The 15,775-nt window shown below is 67.0% G+C and carries 15 protein-coding genes and 3 tRNA genes; 14 read left to right on the top strand and 4 right to left on the bottom strand.

Features of this window, described 5'->3' with window-relative positions:
• Positions 1–12: 12 nt before the first annotated feature.
• The gene (locus CPH63_RS05765) at positions 13–1,728 is read right to left on the bottom strand and encodes an RHS repeat-associated core domain-containing protein (RefSeq protein ID WP_096301963.1); all 1,716 of its coding nucleotides are present in this window, start codon (positions 1,726–1,728) and stop codon (positions 13–15) included.
• A 33-nt stretch (positions 1,729–1,761) separates the two neighbouring features.
• On the opposite strand from CPH63_RS05765, the gene CPH63_RS05760 reads away from it, so the two are divergent.
• The 7 genes from CPH63_RS05760 (at position 1,762) to CPH63_RS05730 (ending at position 7,339) form a co-directional block, all read left to right on the top strand.
• Positions 1,762–2,085, top strand: a complete 324-nt coding sequence (locus tag CPH63_RS05760) for a helix-turn-helix domain-containing protein (RefSeq protein WP_096301962.1) — start codon at positions 1,762–1,764, stop codon at positions 2,083–2,085.
• On the top strand, positions 2,037–3,014 hold the full coding sequence (locus tag CPH63_RS05755) for an IS3 family transposase (protein ID WP_096301961.1): 978 nt from the start codon (positions 2,037–2,039) through the stop codon (positions 3,012–3,014). Before CPH63_RS05760 ends, CPH63_RS05755 begins: the two co-directional genes overlap by 49 nt.
• A gap of 54 nt (positions 3,015–3,068) precedes the next feature.
• Complete coding sequence (locus CPH63_RS05750; RefSeq protein ID WP_096301960.1) at positions 3,069–3,407, top strand: C40 family peptidase; 339 nt, start codon at positions 3,069–3,071, stop codon at positions 3,405–3,407.
• A gap of 1 nt (position 3,408) precedes the next feature.
• The gene (locus CPH63_RS05745; RefSeq protein ID WP_096301959.1) at positions 3,409–4,056 is read left to right on the top strand and encodes a hypothetical protein; all 648 of its coding nucleotides are present in this window, start codon (positions 3,409–3,411) and stop codon (positions 4,054–4,056) included.
• Positions 4,057–4,118: 62 nt separating this feature from the next.
• Complete coding sequence (locus CPH63_RS05740) at positions 4,119–5,624, top strand: replication initiator (protein WP_157749312.1); 1,506 nt, start codon at positions 4,119–4,121, stop codon at positions 5,622–5,624.
• 213 nt (positions 5,625–5,837) lie between these two features.
• Positions 5,838–6,083, top strand: coding sequence for an excisionase family DNA-binding protein (locus CPH63_RS05735; protein WP_096304974.1), 246 nt, complete (start codon positions 5,838–5,840; stop codon positions 6,081–6,083).
• The gene (locus CPH63_RS05730) at positions 6,083–7,339 is read left to right on the top strand and encodes a site-specific integrase (RefSeq protein WP_096301957.1); all 1,257 of its coding nucleotides are present in this window, start codon (positions 6,083–6,085) and stop codon (positions 7,337–7,339) included. Before CPH63_RS05735 ends, CPH63_RS05730 begins: the two co-directional genes overlap by 1 nt.
• Before the next feature lie 84 nt (positions 7,340–7,423).
• Here CPH63_RS05730 and CPH63_RS05725 read toward each other — a convergent pair.
• The 3 genes from CPH63_RS05725 to CPH63_RS05715 form a co-directional block, all read right to left on the bottom strand.
• Positions 7,424–7,511: transfer RNA gene (locus CPH63_RS05725), tRNA-Ser, on the bottom strand.
• A 45-nt stretch (positions 7,512–7,556) separates the two neighbouring features.
• Positions 7,557–7,997, bottom strand: a complete 441-nt coding sequence (tadA, locus tag CPH63_RS05720; RefSeq protein ID WP_096304973.1) for a tRNA adenosine(34) deaminase TadA — start codon at positions 7,995–7,997, stop codon at positions 7,557–7,559.
• Positions 7,998–8,028: 31 nt separating this feature from the next.
• Positions 8,029–8,508: a tRNA adenosine deaminase-associated protein gene (locus CPH63_RS05715; protein ID WP_096301956.1), complete on the bottom strand. Its 480-nt coding sequence runs from the start codon at positions 8,506–8,508 to the stop codon at positions 8,029–8,031.
• A 220-nt stretch (positions 8,509–8,728) separates the two neighbouring features.
• Here CPH63_RS05715 and CPH63_RS05710 point away from each other — a divergent pair, with 220 nt between their 5' ends.
• From CPH63_RS05710 to CPH63_RS05680, 7 genes are all read left to right on the top strand, one after another.
• Positions 8,729–9,745, top strand: coding sequence for a prephenate dehydrogenase/arogenate dehydrogenase family protein (locus tag CPH63_RS05710; protein ID WP_096301955.1), 1,017 nt, complete (start codon positions 8,729–8,731; stop codon positions 9,743–9,745).
• 65 nt (positions 9,746–9,810) lie between these two features.
• Positions 9,811–10,770, top strand: coding sequence for an asparaginase (locus CPH63_RS05705; protein WP_096301954.1), 960 nt, complete (start codon positions 9,811–9,813; stop codon positions 10,768–10,770).
• A 160-nt stretch (positions 10,771–10,930) separates the two neighbouring features.
• Positions 10,931–11,003, top strand: a tRNA-Glu gene (locus CPH63_RS05700).
• Positions 11,004–11,098: 95 nt separating this feature from the next.
• A tRNA-Asp gene (locus tag CPH63_RS05695) sits at positions 11,099–11,172 on the top strand.
• Between the two features lie 157 nt (positions 11,173–11,329).
• Complete coding sequence (locus tag CPH63_RS05690) at positions 11,330–12,511, top strand: ATP-binding protein (protein WP_096301953.1); 1,182 nt, start codon at positions 11,330–11,332, stop codon at positions 12,509–12,511.
• Entirely contained in the window at positions 12,508–13,182 is a 675-nt protein-coding gene (locus tag CPH63_RS05685; RefSeq protein WP_096301952.1) for a response regulator, read from the top strand. Before CPH63_RS05690 ends, CPH63_RS05685 begins: the two co-directional genes overlap by 4 nt.
• A 126-nt stretch (positions 13,183–13,308) precedes the next feature.
• Entirely contained in the window at positions 13,309–15,768 is a 2,460-nt protein-coding gene (locus tag CPH63_RS05680) for an amino acid permease (RefSeq protein ID WP_096301951.1), read from the top strand.
• The last annotated feature ends 7 nt before the right edge of the window (positions 15,769–15,775 follow it).

Below are 15,775 nucleotides of genomic sequence, written 5' to 3'. Positions count from 1 at the left end.
TCACCGACTCCTTCACCACCAACGCCGCCGCGATGTGTGACTTGCCCATAGCCAGCTCGAGGAAGCGACAGACTCAAGGCCGCCTATCGCCGAGAAGCCGCGGGACATACCCGCGAATCTGAAGCCGTGCGCGGCGTGGCGACCGATGGACAGTCCCTTATAGAGCATACCGGCGCCGGCGGCCGCACCTCCGAAAGCGTCCATCGCCGCCCCGAAACAGTTCGCAAACCTCGCGCCTCGGCTCCCGCCGCCCCCGTAGCAGAGCGCGCCACCTCCCGCTGCACTCACACCTGTGGCGGCGAGACCGATCGCGCCAACGAGCATCGAGCCCTCGGCGATCATTCCGACGCCCGTTGCCGCAAGAGCGACAATGCCAGCGACAGCGACCACGCGGCCGATCACCTTTGAGTGCTTCTTTATCCACTTCCTAAAGCCCCATTGGCCCGTGAGGTCGAGTTGGTTGATGGGGTCGAGGGGGTAGGTGTAGGTGTTGGGGTTGCCGCCGGGGATGGGGTCGGTTGTGAGGAATCGTCCTGTGGCGGGGTTGTAGAGGCGGGCGCCCATGAGGGTGAGGCCGCCGAGGGCGTTTTGGGAGCGTTGTTTGGTGCCGAGCCATCCGTAGTCGGTGAATGCGGTGGTGGTGTCGCGGGGTAGGCCGTATTCGGTGGATTCGGTGTAGCTGCTCACCGCGGTCGCGGTGGTGGTGTCGGCGCAGGTGGCGATGATGTCACCGTGGAGGTTGGTGAGTTGCAGGGTGACGGTGCCGGTGTGGTCGGCGGTGGCGGCGAAGTCGCCGTCGGTGCCGGTGAGGTTCCTTGTCCATGCGGTGGGGGTGGTGCTGGTCCAGTCCGGTGAGTCGTCGTCGCCGGTGTAGTGGTTGGTGGTCGTGGTTGTGTTGTTGGTCGTGGTGGCGATGCGGTTACGGTTCGGGTCGAGGGTGGTGGTGACCGATCCGGTGCCCTGGGTTTGGGTGGCGACCATGTCGTTGGTGTAGTAGCCCACGGTCAGGTTGCCGACGGCGGCGGTGTTGGCGCCGGTGGAGACCGCGTCGGTGGCGGGGACGGTGAGGGTGCGGCCGAGGGTGTCGTAGGTGTAACCGGCGTTGGTGATCCGGTCGGCGGCGTCGACGGTGTTTGACCTGGTCGTGGGGTTGCTCGATGCCTGGCAGGCGCCGCCGGTCCCGGCTGGGTAGGACACGAGCGCGGTGCGGTTGGAGTCTGTGTCGAAGGTGTAGGCCCGCACGACGCAGGAGGTGCTGCTACCGGTGCCGTTGACGGCGTCAGAGACCGAGACCAGCCGGTCGGCGTAGTCGTAGACGTAGGTCTGAGCCGATTGTGGGCTGGTTTGGGCTCGGATCTTCCCGTCGACGTCGGTGGCTGCCGCGAACCCCATCCACTGGGTGCCGTCTTTGGTGTAGTTCAGCGCGAAACGGTTTCCGTCGTTGTCGTATCGGCTGGTGGCGACAAGGCCGTTGGGGTAGGTCTGGGTGGCGAGGTCACCGCCGGCGTTGTAGGTCGCGGTGAACGTCGATGGGGCACCGGCCACGCCGATATCTTCACTCGTCACGACACCCCGATGCTCCGACGATGAGTCATAAGCCCAGGTGGTCGTGCCCTTGCCGTCGTTCAGGCTGGTCTTGCGGCCCAGGAGGTCATACCCAGTGGTCGAGGTGGTTCCGTTGGCGTCGGTGTAGGAGGTTTGTTGTGCTTCAGACTTTCTTGGACACACTTGGGTCATAGGTCGTCTGAGGGGTGGCAGAGCATGGGGCGGAAGGCGATTCATAGCGCTGAGGAGAAGCTGTCGGTTGTTCTGGCGGTCCTGAAGGGCGAGATGACCCAAGTCGAGATCGCTCGCCGGTTGGAGATCTCGCAGACCACAGTGTCGAAGTGGTTGAAGATCTTCACCCAATCCGGGCTCGAGGGCCTGGCCCGCGGGGAGAACCCGCGGGCGCCGGCTAGCCGGCGCGAAGGCGAGCTCCAAGCCCAAATTGAAGACCTGACGACCGCCCTCGGCGAGGCCTACGTGGAACTTCGCGTGTGGCGAAAAGGGGGGGCTCTCTACCCGCCTTCGCGGACCTCGAGGTAATCCGCGCCGACACGAAAGTGAGCGTGGAACGGTTCTGCATCCGCCTCGGGATCCCCCGCTCAACCTGGTACGCGTGGCGTGCGGCTGAGTTGTCTGGACGGCCGACGAGACGTTGGCCTGCCCCCGTCGTCGACGAGCTTGTCGAACCGGCCGCCCAACAGGCCCACAGATGGTCAGCATGGGGCCACCGCAAAATCTGGGCGATGCTGCGCGCAGACGGCGTTCAAGTGTCCCAATCGAGCGTTTACCGAGCAATGAAAAGGGAGAACCTGCTCCAACCGGCCCGCTACCACGCCGAACGCCGAGAGATGGCCGCGGCCCGCAAGAAAGCATTCATCGAAGCCCCAACCCGACGCAACCGGGTCTGGCAAACCGACTTCACCCGCATCGAGATCAGCTCCGGCAGCGCCTGGTGGATCGGCCCGGTAACCGACTACGCCGCAAAAGTCTGTCTGGCCGCGCCAGTGTCCACACGTATCGCGGCCCGTGACGCGATCGTGTGTCTGCAAGCCGCTATCGCCAACGCCGAAGCCCTCCTCGGCGCCTCGCTCCTGTCTGACTGCACCAATCCTGCGACCGGTGAAATCACCCCTCTGATCATCGTCACCGACAACGGACCAGCCTACAAATCCGCCGACTTCGCCCGCTTCATCGCCAGCCGACCCGAGCTCATCCACGTCCGAACCCGGCACTACGCACCCCAGACCAACGGCGTCGTCGAACGCTTCAACCAGTCCCTCAAATACGAGCACCTCTACCGGTTCGACATCACCGACGGACAAAACCTCGTCGAGCACATCGAAACCTACCGCGACGTCTACAACCGCATCCGACCACACGAAACACTCGGTCAAACAACGCCACTCAGCGCCTACCAACGAGCCCCCGACCATGACCTAAAAATACCTCGAACTGTCCAAAAACCTTGACACGGGACAAACCCCGCCGGCCCCACCCTCGGTGTCTGCCAGCCCGGGCCAGCGGTGAACGACTGCCACATCACAGGGTTCGACTGCTCCGGCCTCGTCCAGTACGCCTACGCCCACGCCGGGCTGACGCTGCCCCACTCCGCCGCCGCGCAATACAACTCCGGCCCCCACATCGACCGGGCCGACCTGCAACCCGGCGACCTGCTGTTCCTCTCCACTGACCCATCGGTGCCGCAGCTGATACATCACGTCGTCATCTGGCTCGGCAACGACTCAATTATCCAAGCCCCCGAATCCGGGCAACTCATCGACATCGTCACCCACCCGTTTACCCAACCGGGATTCGCCCGCCAGTACGCCGGCGCGACCCGACCGACCCTCCTCGGAGCCTGACATGCCCAAGATCTCCGTCCGACGCCCGCTCATCACCGCGGTCTCCTGCGCAGTGGTGCTGTCCGTCGTGTGGCTCTGGCCCAACCACCACCACAACAGCCGACCGGCGGCAAGCCACCCCTCGACCCGGTCGAAGATCGTCACGTCCCCGGCGCCGGCGAACACGCCTGCTCCCACGCCCGTCGCGACACCGGTCGCCACGGTGACCGGCACGCCCTCGGCACCGCGTGGCGTGAACTTCGGGGACCCCACCGCCGTCGCCGCCGCCTATGTCACCCACGCCCAGAGCCTGGACTGGCACTGGAACGGCGCCGCCGGCTACCTCCCCGCCATCCGCCCGCTCTCCACGCCGCTGCACTGGGCCCACGACTTGGCGCCGATGATCAACGCCCCCTCTGGCGCGACCTGGGAGGAAGCGAAAGCCGACCACGTCACCTGGGCGGTCACCGTTTCGGACTCCTTCGTCAACCCCGAAGCCCCGCGAACAGCGGCGAGTTGCTGGGTCCGGGTGGTCTATGACGTCCTGCTCACCGCTGATGACCAGCACGGCCGCCCCGGCGGAGTACCAGAGATCGGGTACCTCAACGTCGCCCTGCAGCACATGAACGGCCGCTGGCTCGTCGCGCAGACCTCCACCGACGGCGGCTAACCCACCAAACCCGGTGGAGCACGTGACGGACCGACTCGACAAGAAAAGGGAGGTGACATTCGATGGCAACAACGTTTGAGGATCTGGACCTTGGCCCGGTGTCGGCCGGCACCGTCGAGCAGATCACCACCCGACTACTGTCCCCGGACTTTCCTGAGTGGTCGGATGCGGTCGCCCGGGTCGGGAACTGCGCCCACCCGATCCGCCTTATCGGCTCCTCCCAAACGATCAACACGGCGACCGGTGAAGTGATCGGGGCGTACTCCTCCGAGCATGACTGGAACCGGGTCACCCGCATCGCGTGCGGCAACCGCCGCGCCTCGGTCTGCCCGGCCTGCTCGCGGGTATATGCCGCCGACACCTGGCAGCTGATCTCCGCCGGCGCCGCCGGAGGCAAGAAAGGCGTCCCCGAATCGGTCAGTGCCCATCCGATGGTCTTCGCGACCGCCACCGCACCCTCGTTCGGCGCTGTCCACACCTCCAGCAAAGACGGTGCTTCACGGTGCCGGCCGCGTCGGACCCGGTCGTTCTGCAAACACGGGAAGCCGAAATTCTGCGACCGCACCCACCCGGTCGAGGACCCAGCGGTCGGGCAACCTCTCTGCGTCTCCTGCTACGACTACGACTCCCAGGTGCTGTGGCAGTGGCATGCCCCGGAACTATGGCGGCGCTTCACCATCGCGCTGACCCGCGGCCTCGCTGGCCTCCTCGGGGTCACCGATGCCGGGCTACGGAAAGTGGCGTCCGTGCAGTTCGCGAAAGTCGCCGAATACCAACGCCGTGGCGTCATCCACTACCACGCCCTGATCCGCCTCGACGGCCCGAAAATCCCGGACACCCCAATCCAACCGCCGCCGGCCAATGTGAGCGTTGAGCAGTTCGCGCAACTGATCCACGACGCCCTCGCCGCGGTGAGCGTGGTGACCGACCCCGTCGACGCCGACGACACCCCCAGGCGAATCGGGTTCGGTACCCAGCTCGACACCCGCCCCGTCCGAAACACCGCGGGGTTGGAAGGGGACGGGTTGTCGGCGGAGCAGGTCGCCGGTTACATCGCCAAGTACGCGACCAAGACGATCACCGACCCCGACGTCGCTGAGGCGAACTCACCGCACTTCGCTCGGCTGCGGGCCACTGTCCGCGACCTCTACACCCGCAGCCTGAAGACCTATCCGGTGGAGGAGAATCCGTTCGCCACGTTGGGGAAATGGGAGTCCGCTCTCGGGTTTCGAGGGCACTTCTCGACCAAATCCCGCCGCTACTCCACCACCCTTGGTGCGCTGCGCGGCGCCCGCCGCAAATTCCGGGCAGCGCTGGCCCGGACCCGGCACACCGAGCAGATCCGGGACCTCACCGAACTCGACCTCGACCAGGCCGACGACGAGGAAACCACTCTCGTCATCGGGGCGTGGCAGTTCGCCGGTCAAGGCTGGACCAATCAAGGCGAAACCGCCCTAGCGACCGCCGCGGCCGTCCGAGCCCGAGAGCATCAGCAGCACCGCGCCGCCACCCGCGTCCGCTGTGGGCCTGCGGGCTCCGGTCCCGTCAAGACCGCATTGACAGCCTGAGCCGCAGCGCAAGCAGACCACCACACCTGCCCGGCCTCCCGATAACTGCCGCTGTTCGGGCCAGACGGTGCCGGTCAAGGGTGAGCGACAGCGAATCACGCAGTGACGCCGCAGGCGCCCTTTACCGGCGCCGGCTGGCTTGAACCCCCTCGCGATATCGGGGGGACGACGAACGCAAGCAGATGTACCCAACTATCTGAGGGAGTGTTGTTGATGAATGCGGTTGAGATTTTCCCGGGTGTCGCCGCGGCGGAGGACACGAGTGCTGAGGTGTCCTATCAGTTGTTGCTGAGCATCGAGCAGGCGGCTCAGAGGCTCGGGGTCGGCAGGTCGTTGATGTATGCCTTAGTTGCTGCCGGCGAGGTGGAGTCGGTACGTATCGGTCGCCTTCGCCGCGTGCCGAACGATGCGCTCGCGACCTACGTCTCGCAGCTTCGGAAGACGGCCCAGGCGTCCTGATGGCTAAGCGCAAGCCGAATGGTGCGTCGTCGATCTATCAGAGCTCAGACGGTTGGCACGGTCGGGTGACCGTCGGGGTGAAGGGTGATGGAAGTCCTGATCGGCGCCACGTCCGCGCTCAGTCGGAGGCGGAGATCATCAAGAAGGTCCGCAAGCTTGAGCGCGATCGCGAGTCAGGTTCGGTGGTTCGCGCTGGCGAGAAGTGGACGGTTGAGCAGTGGTTGGAGCACTGGTTGGAGAACATCGCTGGTCCTTTCGTTCGTCCGAATACTTTGTCGGGGTATCGGGCTGCCGTTCGCGTGCATTTGGTCCCCGGTATTGGCAAGCACAAGTTGGTGACGTTGCGTCCAGAGCATTTGGAGCTGATGTACGTCGCGATGCTGAAGCGCAAGACGCCGGCTGGCACGTTGACGAAGCCGGCGACGGTGCATCACGCGCATCGGACGCTGCGTGCCGCGTTGAACGAGGCGGTGAAACGCGGCTACTTGGCTAGCAATCCGGCGTTGCTCGCTCGGGCGCCAGTTGGTGATGACGACGAGGTGGTGCCGTACTCGGTGGAGGAGGTGCAGACGATATTGCGGGCGGGTTTGGCGCTGCGAAATGGCGCGCGGTGGGCGGTCGCTCTTGCTCTGGGTCTTCGGCAGGGTGAGGCGTTGGCGTTGAAGTGGGCCGATGTCGATTTTGAGTCAGGCACGTTGACCGTCCGGCGGAACAGGCTTCGCCCTCGGTTCGAGCACGGTTGTGGGGCCGCGTCGTGCGGGAAGGCACAGGCGGGGTATTGCCCGCAGCGGGTGCAAATCCGTCCTGATGCAGACGAGACGAAGTCTCGGGCCGGCAAGCGCTTGGTTGGCCTGCCTAACTCGTTGGTGGAGCTTCTAGTGCTCCACCGGTCAGCTCAAGATCTGGAGCGTCGCCGCGCTGCGCAGTTGTGGCAGGAGGATGACTGGGTTTTCACGGATGTGCTTGGTCGGCCGGTGAACCCGAGGACGGATTGGTCGAACTGGAAGGACCTTCTGAGTCGGGCCGGGGTGCGTGATGGTCGCCTCCACGACGCTCGCCATACGGCGGCGACGGTCTTGCTGCTACTCGGGGTTCCCGAGCGGGCAGTGATGGGCGTGATGGGGTGGTCCGACTCTGGAATGGTGAGCCGGTACGCGCATATCGTGGCGCCGATTCGTCGCGACATTGCGGATCGGGTCGGTGGCCTGATCTGGGACGAGCTACCTGGCCGCGCGAAGGAGTCTGGAACTAAATGAGACCGAAACTGAGACCGGTGGGATTTGGGATCCAAAAATCCCCGGCAGCATCAGGCGTGAAGCCCAGCAGTTCCGGGGATTTTGTGGCGGTGGCGGTGGGATTTGAACCCACGGAGGGATTAACCTCACACGATTTCGAGTCGTGCTCCTTCGGCCGCTCGGACACGCCACCGTCGATGAGACTACAGCAGCGCCGGGGCCACTCATAAATGAGTGATCAGTGCTGGTCGCGACGATCTAGGAAGAACTTCTCCAGCAGCGTGGAGCACTCCTCCTCGCGCAGACCGCCGATAACCTCCGGCCGGTGGTTCAGACGTCGGTCACGGACCACGTCCCACAGCGACCCCACCGCGCCCGCCTTCGGATCCCACGCACCGAAGACCAGTCGCTTGACCCGGGCCAGCACCACCGCGCCGGCACACATCGAGCAGGGCTCCAGCGTGACGACCAGCGTGCACCCCTCCAGGTGCCAGGAACCGAGGGCCTCGCCGGCCCGGCGCAGGGCCAGGATCTCCGCGTGCGCCGTCGGATCGGTGAGCAGGCCGCGCTCGTTGTGCGCCTCGGCCACCGGCACCCCGGACGGGTCCAGCACCACCGCGCCGATCGGCACCTCGCCGATCACCGCCGCCGCTTCGGCCCGGGCCAGGGCCGCCACCATCGCCTCGTCGATATTCACGGGCGAACTCCGGTCAGTGGCGCACGGAGCGAGTCGCCGCGGCGTACTCGTCCTCGAGGCCGATGGCCTCGACGATCGCCTCCAGCATCTCGTCCGGGTAGGCATCCGGATCTTCCAGGATCTGCTCGAGCTCCTCTTCCTGCAGCTTCAGGTCGGAGAAGAGATCCAGGTCGCCGATCGGCCACACCTCGTCGAGCTCATCATCCTCCGGCGGGTCCTCGCCGAGACGCTCCAGAACCTGGGCGGCCAGCGGGTACTCCACCGAGGCCGTCATGTCGCTGAGCAGCAACGAGATCCGCACACCATCCGACCGCGCGATCAGAAAGAACTCGTCGTCCACGCTGGCCACCACGAACGGGCCACCCTCGGCCGGCTGGGAGCGCAGCGCAGCAATCAACACACCAAGATCGTCGAGCACTGTCGGCGGCAGCATGGAGCACTGCCACTGCCCGCCGTCGCGGTAGGCCGCGACAGCGAATCCGGTTCCAGGCATGGCGTGCACCAATCTTGCGGTTTGCGGGCCGTCGTAAATGCTCGAGAACGCCCGTGTTGCATGGGTTGTGGCAGGTCGTGCTGTATTAACCTAGTCGTGCGGGTCGTCACGATGGTAGTGCTGGCCCGATCTCGGCTGCTCCGGTATCAAGAACGTCTCGATCTTGGCACGTTCCGTACCTAAGTCTCTAGTCCCGCACGGGCAGCGATACCGTTCGTCGATGAGCTCGTACACCCCTGCGCGTAGCGCCGACGATTCGACGTCCCGCGCGACGCCTCGATTCAGCCGGTTCGCCGTGCTCGGTCTGGGCTTGATCGGCGGCTCGATGCTGCGGGCCGCCGGCGGCGGCGGGGTGAACGTGGTCGGGTTCGACCCCGACGAGACCAACGCCGAAGCCGCCCGGATGGCCGGTTTCGAGGTCGCCGCCAATGAGGCCGAAGCGGTCCGCGACGCCGACCTGGTGCTGCTGGCGATGCCGCTGACGCAGATGCCGGAGGCGCTCGCCGCGATCGCCCCGGCCATCGCGGCGGATGCTGTGGTCACCGACGTCGGCACCCTGAAGGCGCCCGTCCACGAGCTGGTCCGCAAGTTCCTCCCCGACTCACACTTCGTCGGCGGCCACCCACTGGCCGGAACCGAGGAGAGCGGCTTCGCGGCCGCCGACCCGCTGCTCTTCCGCAGCGCCCCCTGGGCCCTGACGCTGGAGTTCGACACCGAGATCGAGACGTGGCTGCGGCTGGCCGAACTCATCTGCGATCTCGGCGCCAAGCCGGTACCCACCACCGTCGCCGCCCATGACGCCGCGATCGCCCGGGTTATCGGACTGCCGCATGTGCTGGCCGAGGCACTGGCCCTCACCGGGCTCGCCGGCGGCCCGCTCGGCCTTAGTTTGGCGGCCGGTTCCTACATGTCCGGCTCCCGGGTGGCCCGCACCCGCCCGGAGCTGGTCGCGACCTGGTGCGACGGCAACCCGTCGTTGGTGACCGCCCTGGACGACGCCATCGCTCACCTCACCGCGGCCCGCGAGACCCTGGCCAACGACGGGTCGGTGTTGGAGCTGGCGATCGCCGGCCACGACGCCCGCATCGACTGGGAGCACCGCGAGTTCGAGCCGGTGGAGCTGCGCGACTCGATCGCCGACCTCCTCGAGCACGGACGCCTCGGCGGCTGGATCACCGCGATACTGCCCAACGAGCCGCACGGTGTGCGCCTGCTCGGGATGCGTCCGCGCAAGTGAGCCGGCCGCGCAGCGAGTCGGCCGCGCCAGCCCACCGATAGGCCCCAAGCTCTAGGGTTGGCCGCATGATCCGTCTCTCATCCGGCGTCCCCCTGGTCGAGGTCGAACGCTCCGGAGTCGTCGAGTCCGTCCACACCGGGCACCTGGTCGTCCTGGCGCCGGACGGATCGGTGCGAGCAGCCTTCGGCGATCCGACCCAGCCGTTCTTCCCCCGGTCGGCCAACAAACCGATGCAGGCGGCCGGGCTACAGCGATTGGGGCTGGAGCTGACGACGCCGCATCGGGCCCTGAGCAGCGCGTCTCACTCGGGCGAGGCCAAGCACGTCGAACAGGTGGAGCAGATACTGGGTCTCGGCGGCCTCACCCCCGACGACCTCGGCTGCCCGCCGGACTGGCCGCTCGGCGAGGCGGCGCACGACGAGTGGCTGATCAGTGGGGGCGGCCCGACCCGCATCCGGATGAATTGTTCAGGAAAACACAGTGCAATGTTGCTGACCTGCCAGCAGCACGGCTGGCCGCTGGAGGGGTACCTCGACCCGGCCCATCCGCTGCAGGTCGCCCTGGCCGAGACCGTTGCCGAGTTGGCCGGTGAGCCGATCGCCGGCGTCGGGGTCGACGGCTGCGGGGCGCCCGTCTTCGCGTTGAGTCTGGTCGCGGTCGCCCGCGCCTTCGCTCGGATCGCCACCGCCGCGAGCGACTCGCCCGAGTACCGCGTCGCCGAGGCGATTCGCAGCCGACCGGACCTGATCGCCGGCACCGGCCGGTCGGCGACCCGGCTGATGGAAGGCATCCCGGCGCTGATCGCCAAGGACGGTGCCGAGGCGATCTTCGCAGCGGCACTGCCGGACGGCACGGCGATCGCACTGAAGATCGACGACGGCGCACCACGGGCCGCTGATCGCGCCGTGGTGACGGCACTACGGCTGGCCGGAGTGGAGGCGGCCGTACTGGACGAGCTGGAGCGCGTCCCGCTACTCGGCGGCGGCCTGCCGGTCGGTGAGATTCGGGCGATCGCCCTGCGCTGAGCAACCGGCCGCAGGTCACACCGCCTCGCTTTGGAGGTATGACCGGTTGTCCCCTATGCTGAAGCAGCCTTCGAAGGGGGCTAGGATCGTAGGGTTGCTCCGGCCCAGTCTTGAATCGTGCATCACCCAAGACCGAGTCGTGGTTTCTGAGCAAGTCAGGGCCCCCATCGTCTAGTGGCCCAGGACGCCGCCCTTTCACGGCGGTAGCACGGGTTCGAATCCCGTTGGGGGTACGCAGTACAGTGTGCAAGGTTGAGCTTTGCTTGCACGCAGATGTTCGCAAGTTTCGTAAGATGGTTTCGCGAGCCTGAACAGTCAGGTTCCACGAGGCCCCGTAGCGCAGTTGGTTAGCGCGCCGCCCTGTCACGGCGGAGGTCGCGGGTTCGAGTCCCGTCGGGGTCGCACAGTTTCTACTGGCGGCAGCATCGTCCTAGGCACAGCATCGCTTTAGGCACAGCATCGTATTTGGTGCGGCATTCGCACCGCCTCGCGACACCTGAGTGCGCCGACGTAACAAACTACTCCGCCCGAGCCCGCACGGTCGTAGAGTCGCCCTCAAATGAGCTCGCCATCCCGCTCCGGCCAATCGCCGGTCTCGGCTGACCCGGTTGACGCGGTTGGCTCGGTCGACCCGGTTGGCTTTGCCACCCGCCGCCACGCCGGGCGGGCGCTGCTCGCGGCGCTGATGCTCCTCAGCCTGACCGTGGTGCTGATTTTGCTGCGCAAGCAGGTGAGCCTGCCGAGCGACGTCACGCTCTACCTGCTCGTCGTGGTCGTGACCAGCCTGATCGGTGGATTCTGGACGGCGATCGGCAGCGCCGTTGCGGCTGTGCTGCTACTGAACTACTACTTCACCCCGCCGCTGCACACGCTGACCGTGGCTGACGCCCAGGGGGTCGTCGACCTCGTGGTCTTCGTGGTCGTTGCGATCCTGGTGTCGCGCGTCGTCTACCTGGCCGCGCACCGCTCGACGCTCGTCTCCCGGGTCGAGCACCGGGCCGCCACCCTCTCGATGTACGACCAGCAGCGCACGGCCCTGCTGAACGCCGTCGGCCACGATCTGCGCGCGCCGCTGGCCCGGGCCAAGGCGGCGGTGTCGAGCCTGCAGGCCAGCGACGTGCAGTGGAGCGACGACGATCGCCTGGAACTGCTGGCCTCAGCCGACCTGGCCCTGGATCAGCTCACCGATCTGGTGACGAACCTGCTCGACCTCTCGCGGCTGCAGGTCGGTGCCGTCTCGGTGCTGGCCGGCCCGGTCGGGCTCGACGACGTGGTCTCCGGCGCGCTGGCCCACGTCGCGACCGGCCGCACCGTCGAGCTGAGCATCCCCGACGATCTTCCCGCGGTGCAGGCCGACGCCGCACTGCTGGAGCGGGTCGTGGCGAACCTGCTGCAGAACGCGCTTCGCTACGCCCCGACCCAGCGGCCGCCGCAGGTGACCGGCGAACAGCGGGGCGAGCACGTCCGGCTGAGCATCATCGACCACGGCCCCGGGTTGCCGCGCGATTCGCACGAGTCGATCTTCGCGCCGTTCCAGCGCACCGACGACGCCCCGGTCGACGGAGCCGGCGTGGGGCTCGGGCTGGCGATCGCCCGCGGCTTCACCGAGGCGATGGGGGGCCGCGTCGACGTGGAGGAGACGCCCGGCGGCGGCGCCACGTTCGTCGTGACGCTGAGCCGCGCGCACGAAAGCCTCGGCGACGACCCGGCGGCGGAACGAAGCCACGGGGAGCCGGCGTGACCGGCGTGCTGCTCGTCGAGGACGACGAGTCGCTGCGCCGGGCGATGAGCATGAACCTCACCGCGCGGGAGTACCTCGTCACCGAGGCCGGGTCGGTGACGGCCGGACTCGCCGCGGCCAACGACGAGGCGCCGGACGTCGTCGTCCTCGACCTGGGGCTGCCCGACCGCGACGGTCTGGACTTCATCCGGGAGTTTCGGCGGCGCTCCGCGGTGCCGATCATCGTCCTCTCCGGCCGGTTGGGGAGCGCAGCTCGGGTTGAGGCGCTCGACCTCGGGGCCGACGACTACCTGACCAAGCCGTTCAGCATGGCTGAACTGCTGGCGCGCATCCGGGCCAGCATCCGACGCCACGGGGCCGAGGAGCAGCGGTCGGCCCGCATCGGCGACGTCACCATCGACCTGCTGGCGACGACAGCCACCCGCGACAACGGTGATGCGGTGCATCTCACGCCGACAGAGTGGACGCTGTTGGAGGCCCTGCTGCGTCAGCCCGGACGCCTGGTGAGCCGGCAGTCGCTGCTCACCGCGACCCGCGGGCCGGCCGGGCAGGCCGATGCCAGCTACCTGCGCATCTACATGGCCCAACTGCGTCGCAAGCTGGAAGCCGACCCGCAGCGTCCGCGTCATCTACTCACCGAATCGGGAATGGGGTACCGGTACCAGCCTTAGCCGCCTCGGGGTGATCGAGGTAACCAAGCTCTGCGTGAGGAGCCCGTGAGGATTGGGCCAATCGGGGTCTCCGCGGTTCTACCGTCGAGGCTGAAGATCGCCACGATTTTAGGACCAATCACCCCGATGACTGCCACCCTCTCCACCTCCGAGACTGCTGCCACCCGAACCGAACCGCAGTCGGACCCACGGCCCGGCCCACGGCCCGACCCACGGCCTGATCTCGACAGCACGGGGCTGCCCGAGCGCCTCGGTTACCGGATCAAGCGCAGGCTGCTGGGCGCGCCGTTGGTGAGCGCCAACCTGCATGAGGAGAAGCTCTCCAAGAAGGCGGCCCTGGGCGTTCTCTCCAGTGACTGCATCTCCTCCTCCGCCTACGGGACCGAGGAGATGCTGCTGGTCCTGCTCGGCGCCTTCGGACTGAGCGGCTTCCACATCTTGATGCCGCTCACCGCGGTCGTGCTGGTGGTGCTGCTGTTGATGACCCTCTCCTACCGAGAGGTGGTGATGGTCTACACGAAGGCCGGCGGCTCCTACGTGGTGGCCCGGGAGAATTTCGGGCCGAAGGTGGCCCAGATCGCCTCGGTGGCCCTGCTCATCGACTACATCGTGACGGTGGCGGTGCAGGCAGCCGCCGGAACCGCCGCCATCACCTCGCTCGTCCCGGCGCTCAACGGCGAGACGACGAGCCTGGCGATCACCGTCGGGGTGATCCTGCTGCTGGCCTTCGGCAACCTGCGCGGCATTCGCGAGGCCGGGAAGGCTTTCGCCGCACCGACTTACCTCTTCATCGGGATGGCCGGGTTGGTCGTCGTGGTGGGGATTGTGCGCGAGATCTTCGGCGATCTACCCAAGTTCGCGACCGATACGCACGGCATGATGCCGATCGTCGACTCGCACAATTCCATCATCTCCGGCGCGGCCATCTTCGTGCTGCTGCGTGCCTTCGCCAACGGTGGCTCGTCGCTGACCGGGCTGGAGGCGATCTCCAACGGGGTGAGCGCCTTCAAGAAGCCGGAGGGCGTCAACGCCCGGCGCACCCTGTCGATCATGAGCCTGCTGCTGGGCAGTCTGGTGCTCGGCATCTCCTATCTCGCCTTCGAAACGCACGCGACGCCGTACGAGACGGGCTCGCCGACGGTGATCAGCCAGGTCGCGCGGGCGGCGTTCGGCGGATCGCTGATCGGGCACGTCGGATTCATCGCCGTGCAGATCACCACCGCACTGATCCTCTTCACCGGCGCCAACACACCCTTCACCGGTTTCCCGTTCCTGGCCAACTTCATCGCCGAGGACTCCTTCCTGCCCCGGCAACTCACCCGGCGCGGGCATCGGCTGGCCTTCAGCAACGGCATCATCGTGCTCACCGTCGCCTCGCTCGCCCTGCTGGTCGGCGTGGGGGCGAACGTCAACCGGCTGGTGCCGTTCTATGCCATCGGTGTCTTCACCGGATTCACGATGGCCGGTCTCGGCATGGCCAAGTACCACCGGACGCACCGCGAGGAGAACTGGCGGGTGAAGTTCGCCATCAACCTCTCCGGCGGAGTCGTCTCGGCCTTCGTCGTGCTCATCTTCGCGGTGGTCAAGTTCACCGAGGGCGCCTGGCTGGTCGTCATCCTCTTCCCGCTCATGTGGGTGGTGCTGATGCGGCTCAACCGGCGCTACCGACGGGAGGCCCGGGCCCTGCAGTTGGTCACCGCGGCCGCGGCGGCGAACCGGACCACCCAGTCGGCGCACTACGCCCGGCACACCGTGCTGGTGATGGTCGATCGCCTCGATCTCGCGGTGATGCGTGGGCTGCGTTACGCGGGCAGCCTTCGTCCCACCGACGTCCGGGCGGTGCACCTCTCGGTGGACGAGCAGGTCTCGACCCAGCTGCAGACGGAGTGGCTGGAACTCGGAATCCAGGTGCCGTTGCAGGTGATCGAATGCTCCGACCGTCGTCTGGTTCGCGGTACGGTCGAGCTGGCCTACCGCAGCGTCGTCGACGATCGTGCCGAGGTGACCGTACTGCTGCCTAGACGTACTTTCCGCCGACTTTCACAGCGTCTTCTGCACGATCGCACGGCCGACCGGATCGCCGAGGCGGTCGGGCGGCTGCCCCACGTGGCGGCGACGATCGTTCCCTTCGACACCACCCTGGATGCCCGCACGGAGCTCCGTCTGGAGACTGAGCAGCAGCGGGCCGAACTCTACGGCGAGCCCGCGATCGAAAGTGGTCTGCAGATGCGGGGAGTCTGCGTGCCGCGCCCGGACGGGACGACGGCCATCGCCGACGCGTCGGTGCGCGACAAGGTGACCGTGCAGGGCCGGATCAAGATGGTGCAGCTCGGCACCTCGGCCGGCAAGACGCTGGAGGCGCAGCTCTTCGACGAGTCGGGTGGGATGCGGCTGCTCTTCCTCGGCCGTACCCAGATCCCCGGGATCGTCCCCGGGCAACTGCTGCGAGCCACCGGCCGGGTCGGCGAGTTCAACGGTCACTTGGGGCTGGCCAATCCGCGCTACGAGCTGGTGAGCGACGCCGCAGTGGGCCCTCAACACGGCGGCAAGCCAACCAAGTCGGTCGCAGCGACGGTCGCGGGGTAGGCCCAGC

The organism is Jatrophihabitans sp. GAS493 (assembly GCF_900230215.1).
Classification (GTDB): Bacteria; Actinomycetota; Actinomycetes; order Mycobacteriales; family Jatrophihabitantaceae; genus MT45.
This window is presented reverse-complemented; position numbering and strand designations above follow the sequence as displayed.

What these genes read in the sequence shown, in the direction of transcription:
- tadA (WP_096304973.1), bottom strand. Translation starts at nt 7,997, where the DNA reads ATGGTGGCGGCCCTGGCCCGGGCCGAAGCGGCGGCGGTGATCGGCGAG.
- CPH63_RS05730 (WP_096301957.1), top strand. Translation starts at nt 6,083, where the DNA reads ATGGCTAAGCGCAAGCCGAATGGTGCGTCGTCGATCTATCAGAGCTCA.
- CPH63_RS05690 (WP_096301953.1), top strand. Translation starts at nt 11,330, where the DNA reads ATGAGCTCGCCATCCCGCTCCGGCCAATCGCCGGTCTCGGCTGACCCG.
- CPH63_RS05680 (WP_096301951.1), top strand. Translation starts at nt 13,309, where the DNA reads ATGACTGCCACCCTCTCCACCTCCGAGACTGCTGCCACCCGAACCGAA.
- CPH63_RS05760 (WP_096301962.1), top strand. Translation starts at nt 1,762, where the DNA reads ATGGGGCGGAAGGCGATTCATAGCGCTGAGGAGAAGCTGTCGGTTGTT.
- CPH63_RS05710 (WP_096301955.1), top strand. Translation starts at nt 8,729, where the DNA reads ATGAGCTCGTACACCCCTGCGCGTAGCGCCGACGATTCGACGTCCCGC.
- CPH63_RS05735 (WP_096304974.1), top strand. Translation starts at nt 5,838, where the DNA reads ATGAATGCGGTTGAGATTTTCCCGGGTGTCGCCGCGGCGGAGGACACG.
- CPH63_RS05740 (WP_157749312.1), top strand. Translation starts at nt 4,119, where the DNA reads ATGGCAACAACGTTTGAGGATCTGGACCTTGGCCCGGTGTCGGCCGGC.
- CPH63_RS05745 (WP_096301959.1), top strand. Translation starts at nt 3,409, where the DNA reads ATGCCCAAGATCTCCGTCCGACGCCCGCTCATCACCGCGGTCTCCTGC.
- CPH63_RS05705 (WP_096301954.1), top strand. Translation starts at nt 9,811, where the DNA reads ATGATCCGTCTCTCATCCGGCGTCCCCCTGGTCGAGGTCGAACGCTCC.
- CPH63_RS05715 (WP_096301956.1), bottom strand. Translation starts at nt 8,508, where the DNA reads ATGCCTGGAACCGGATTCGCTGTCGCGGCCTACCGCGACGGCGGGCAG.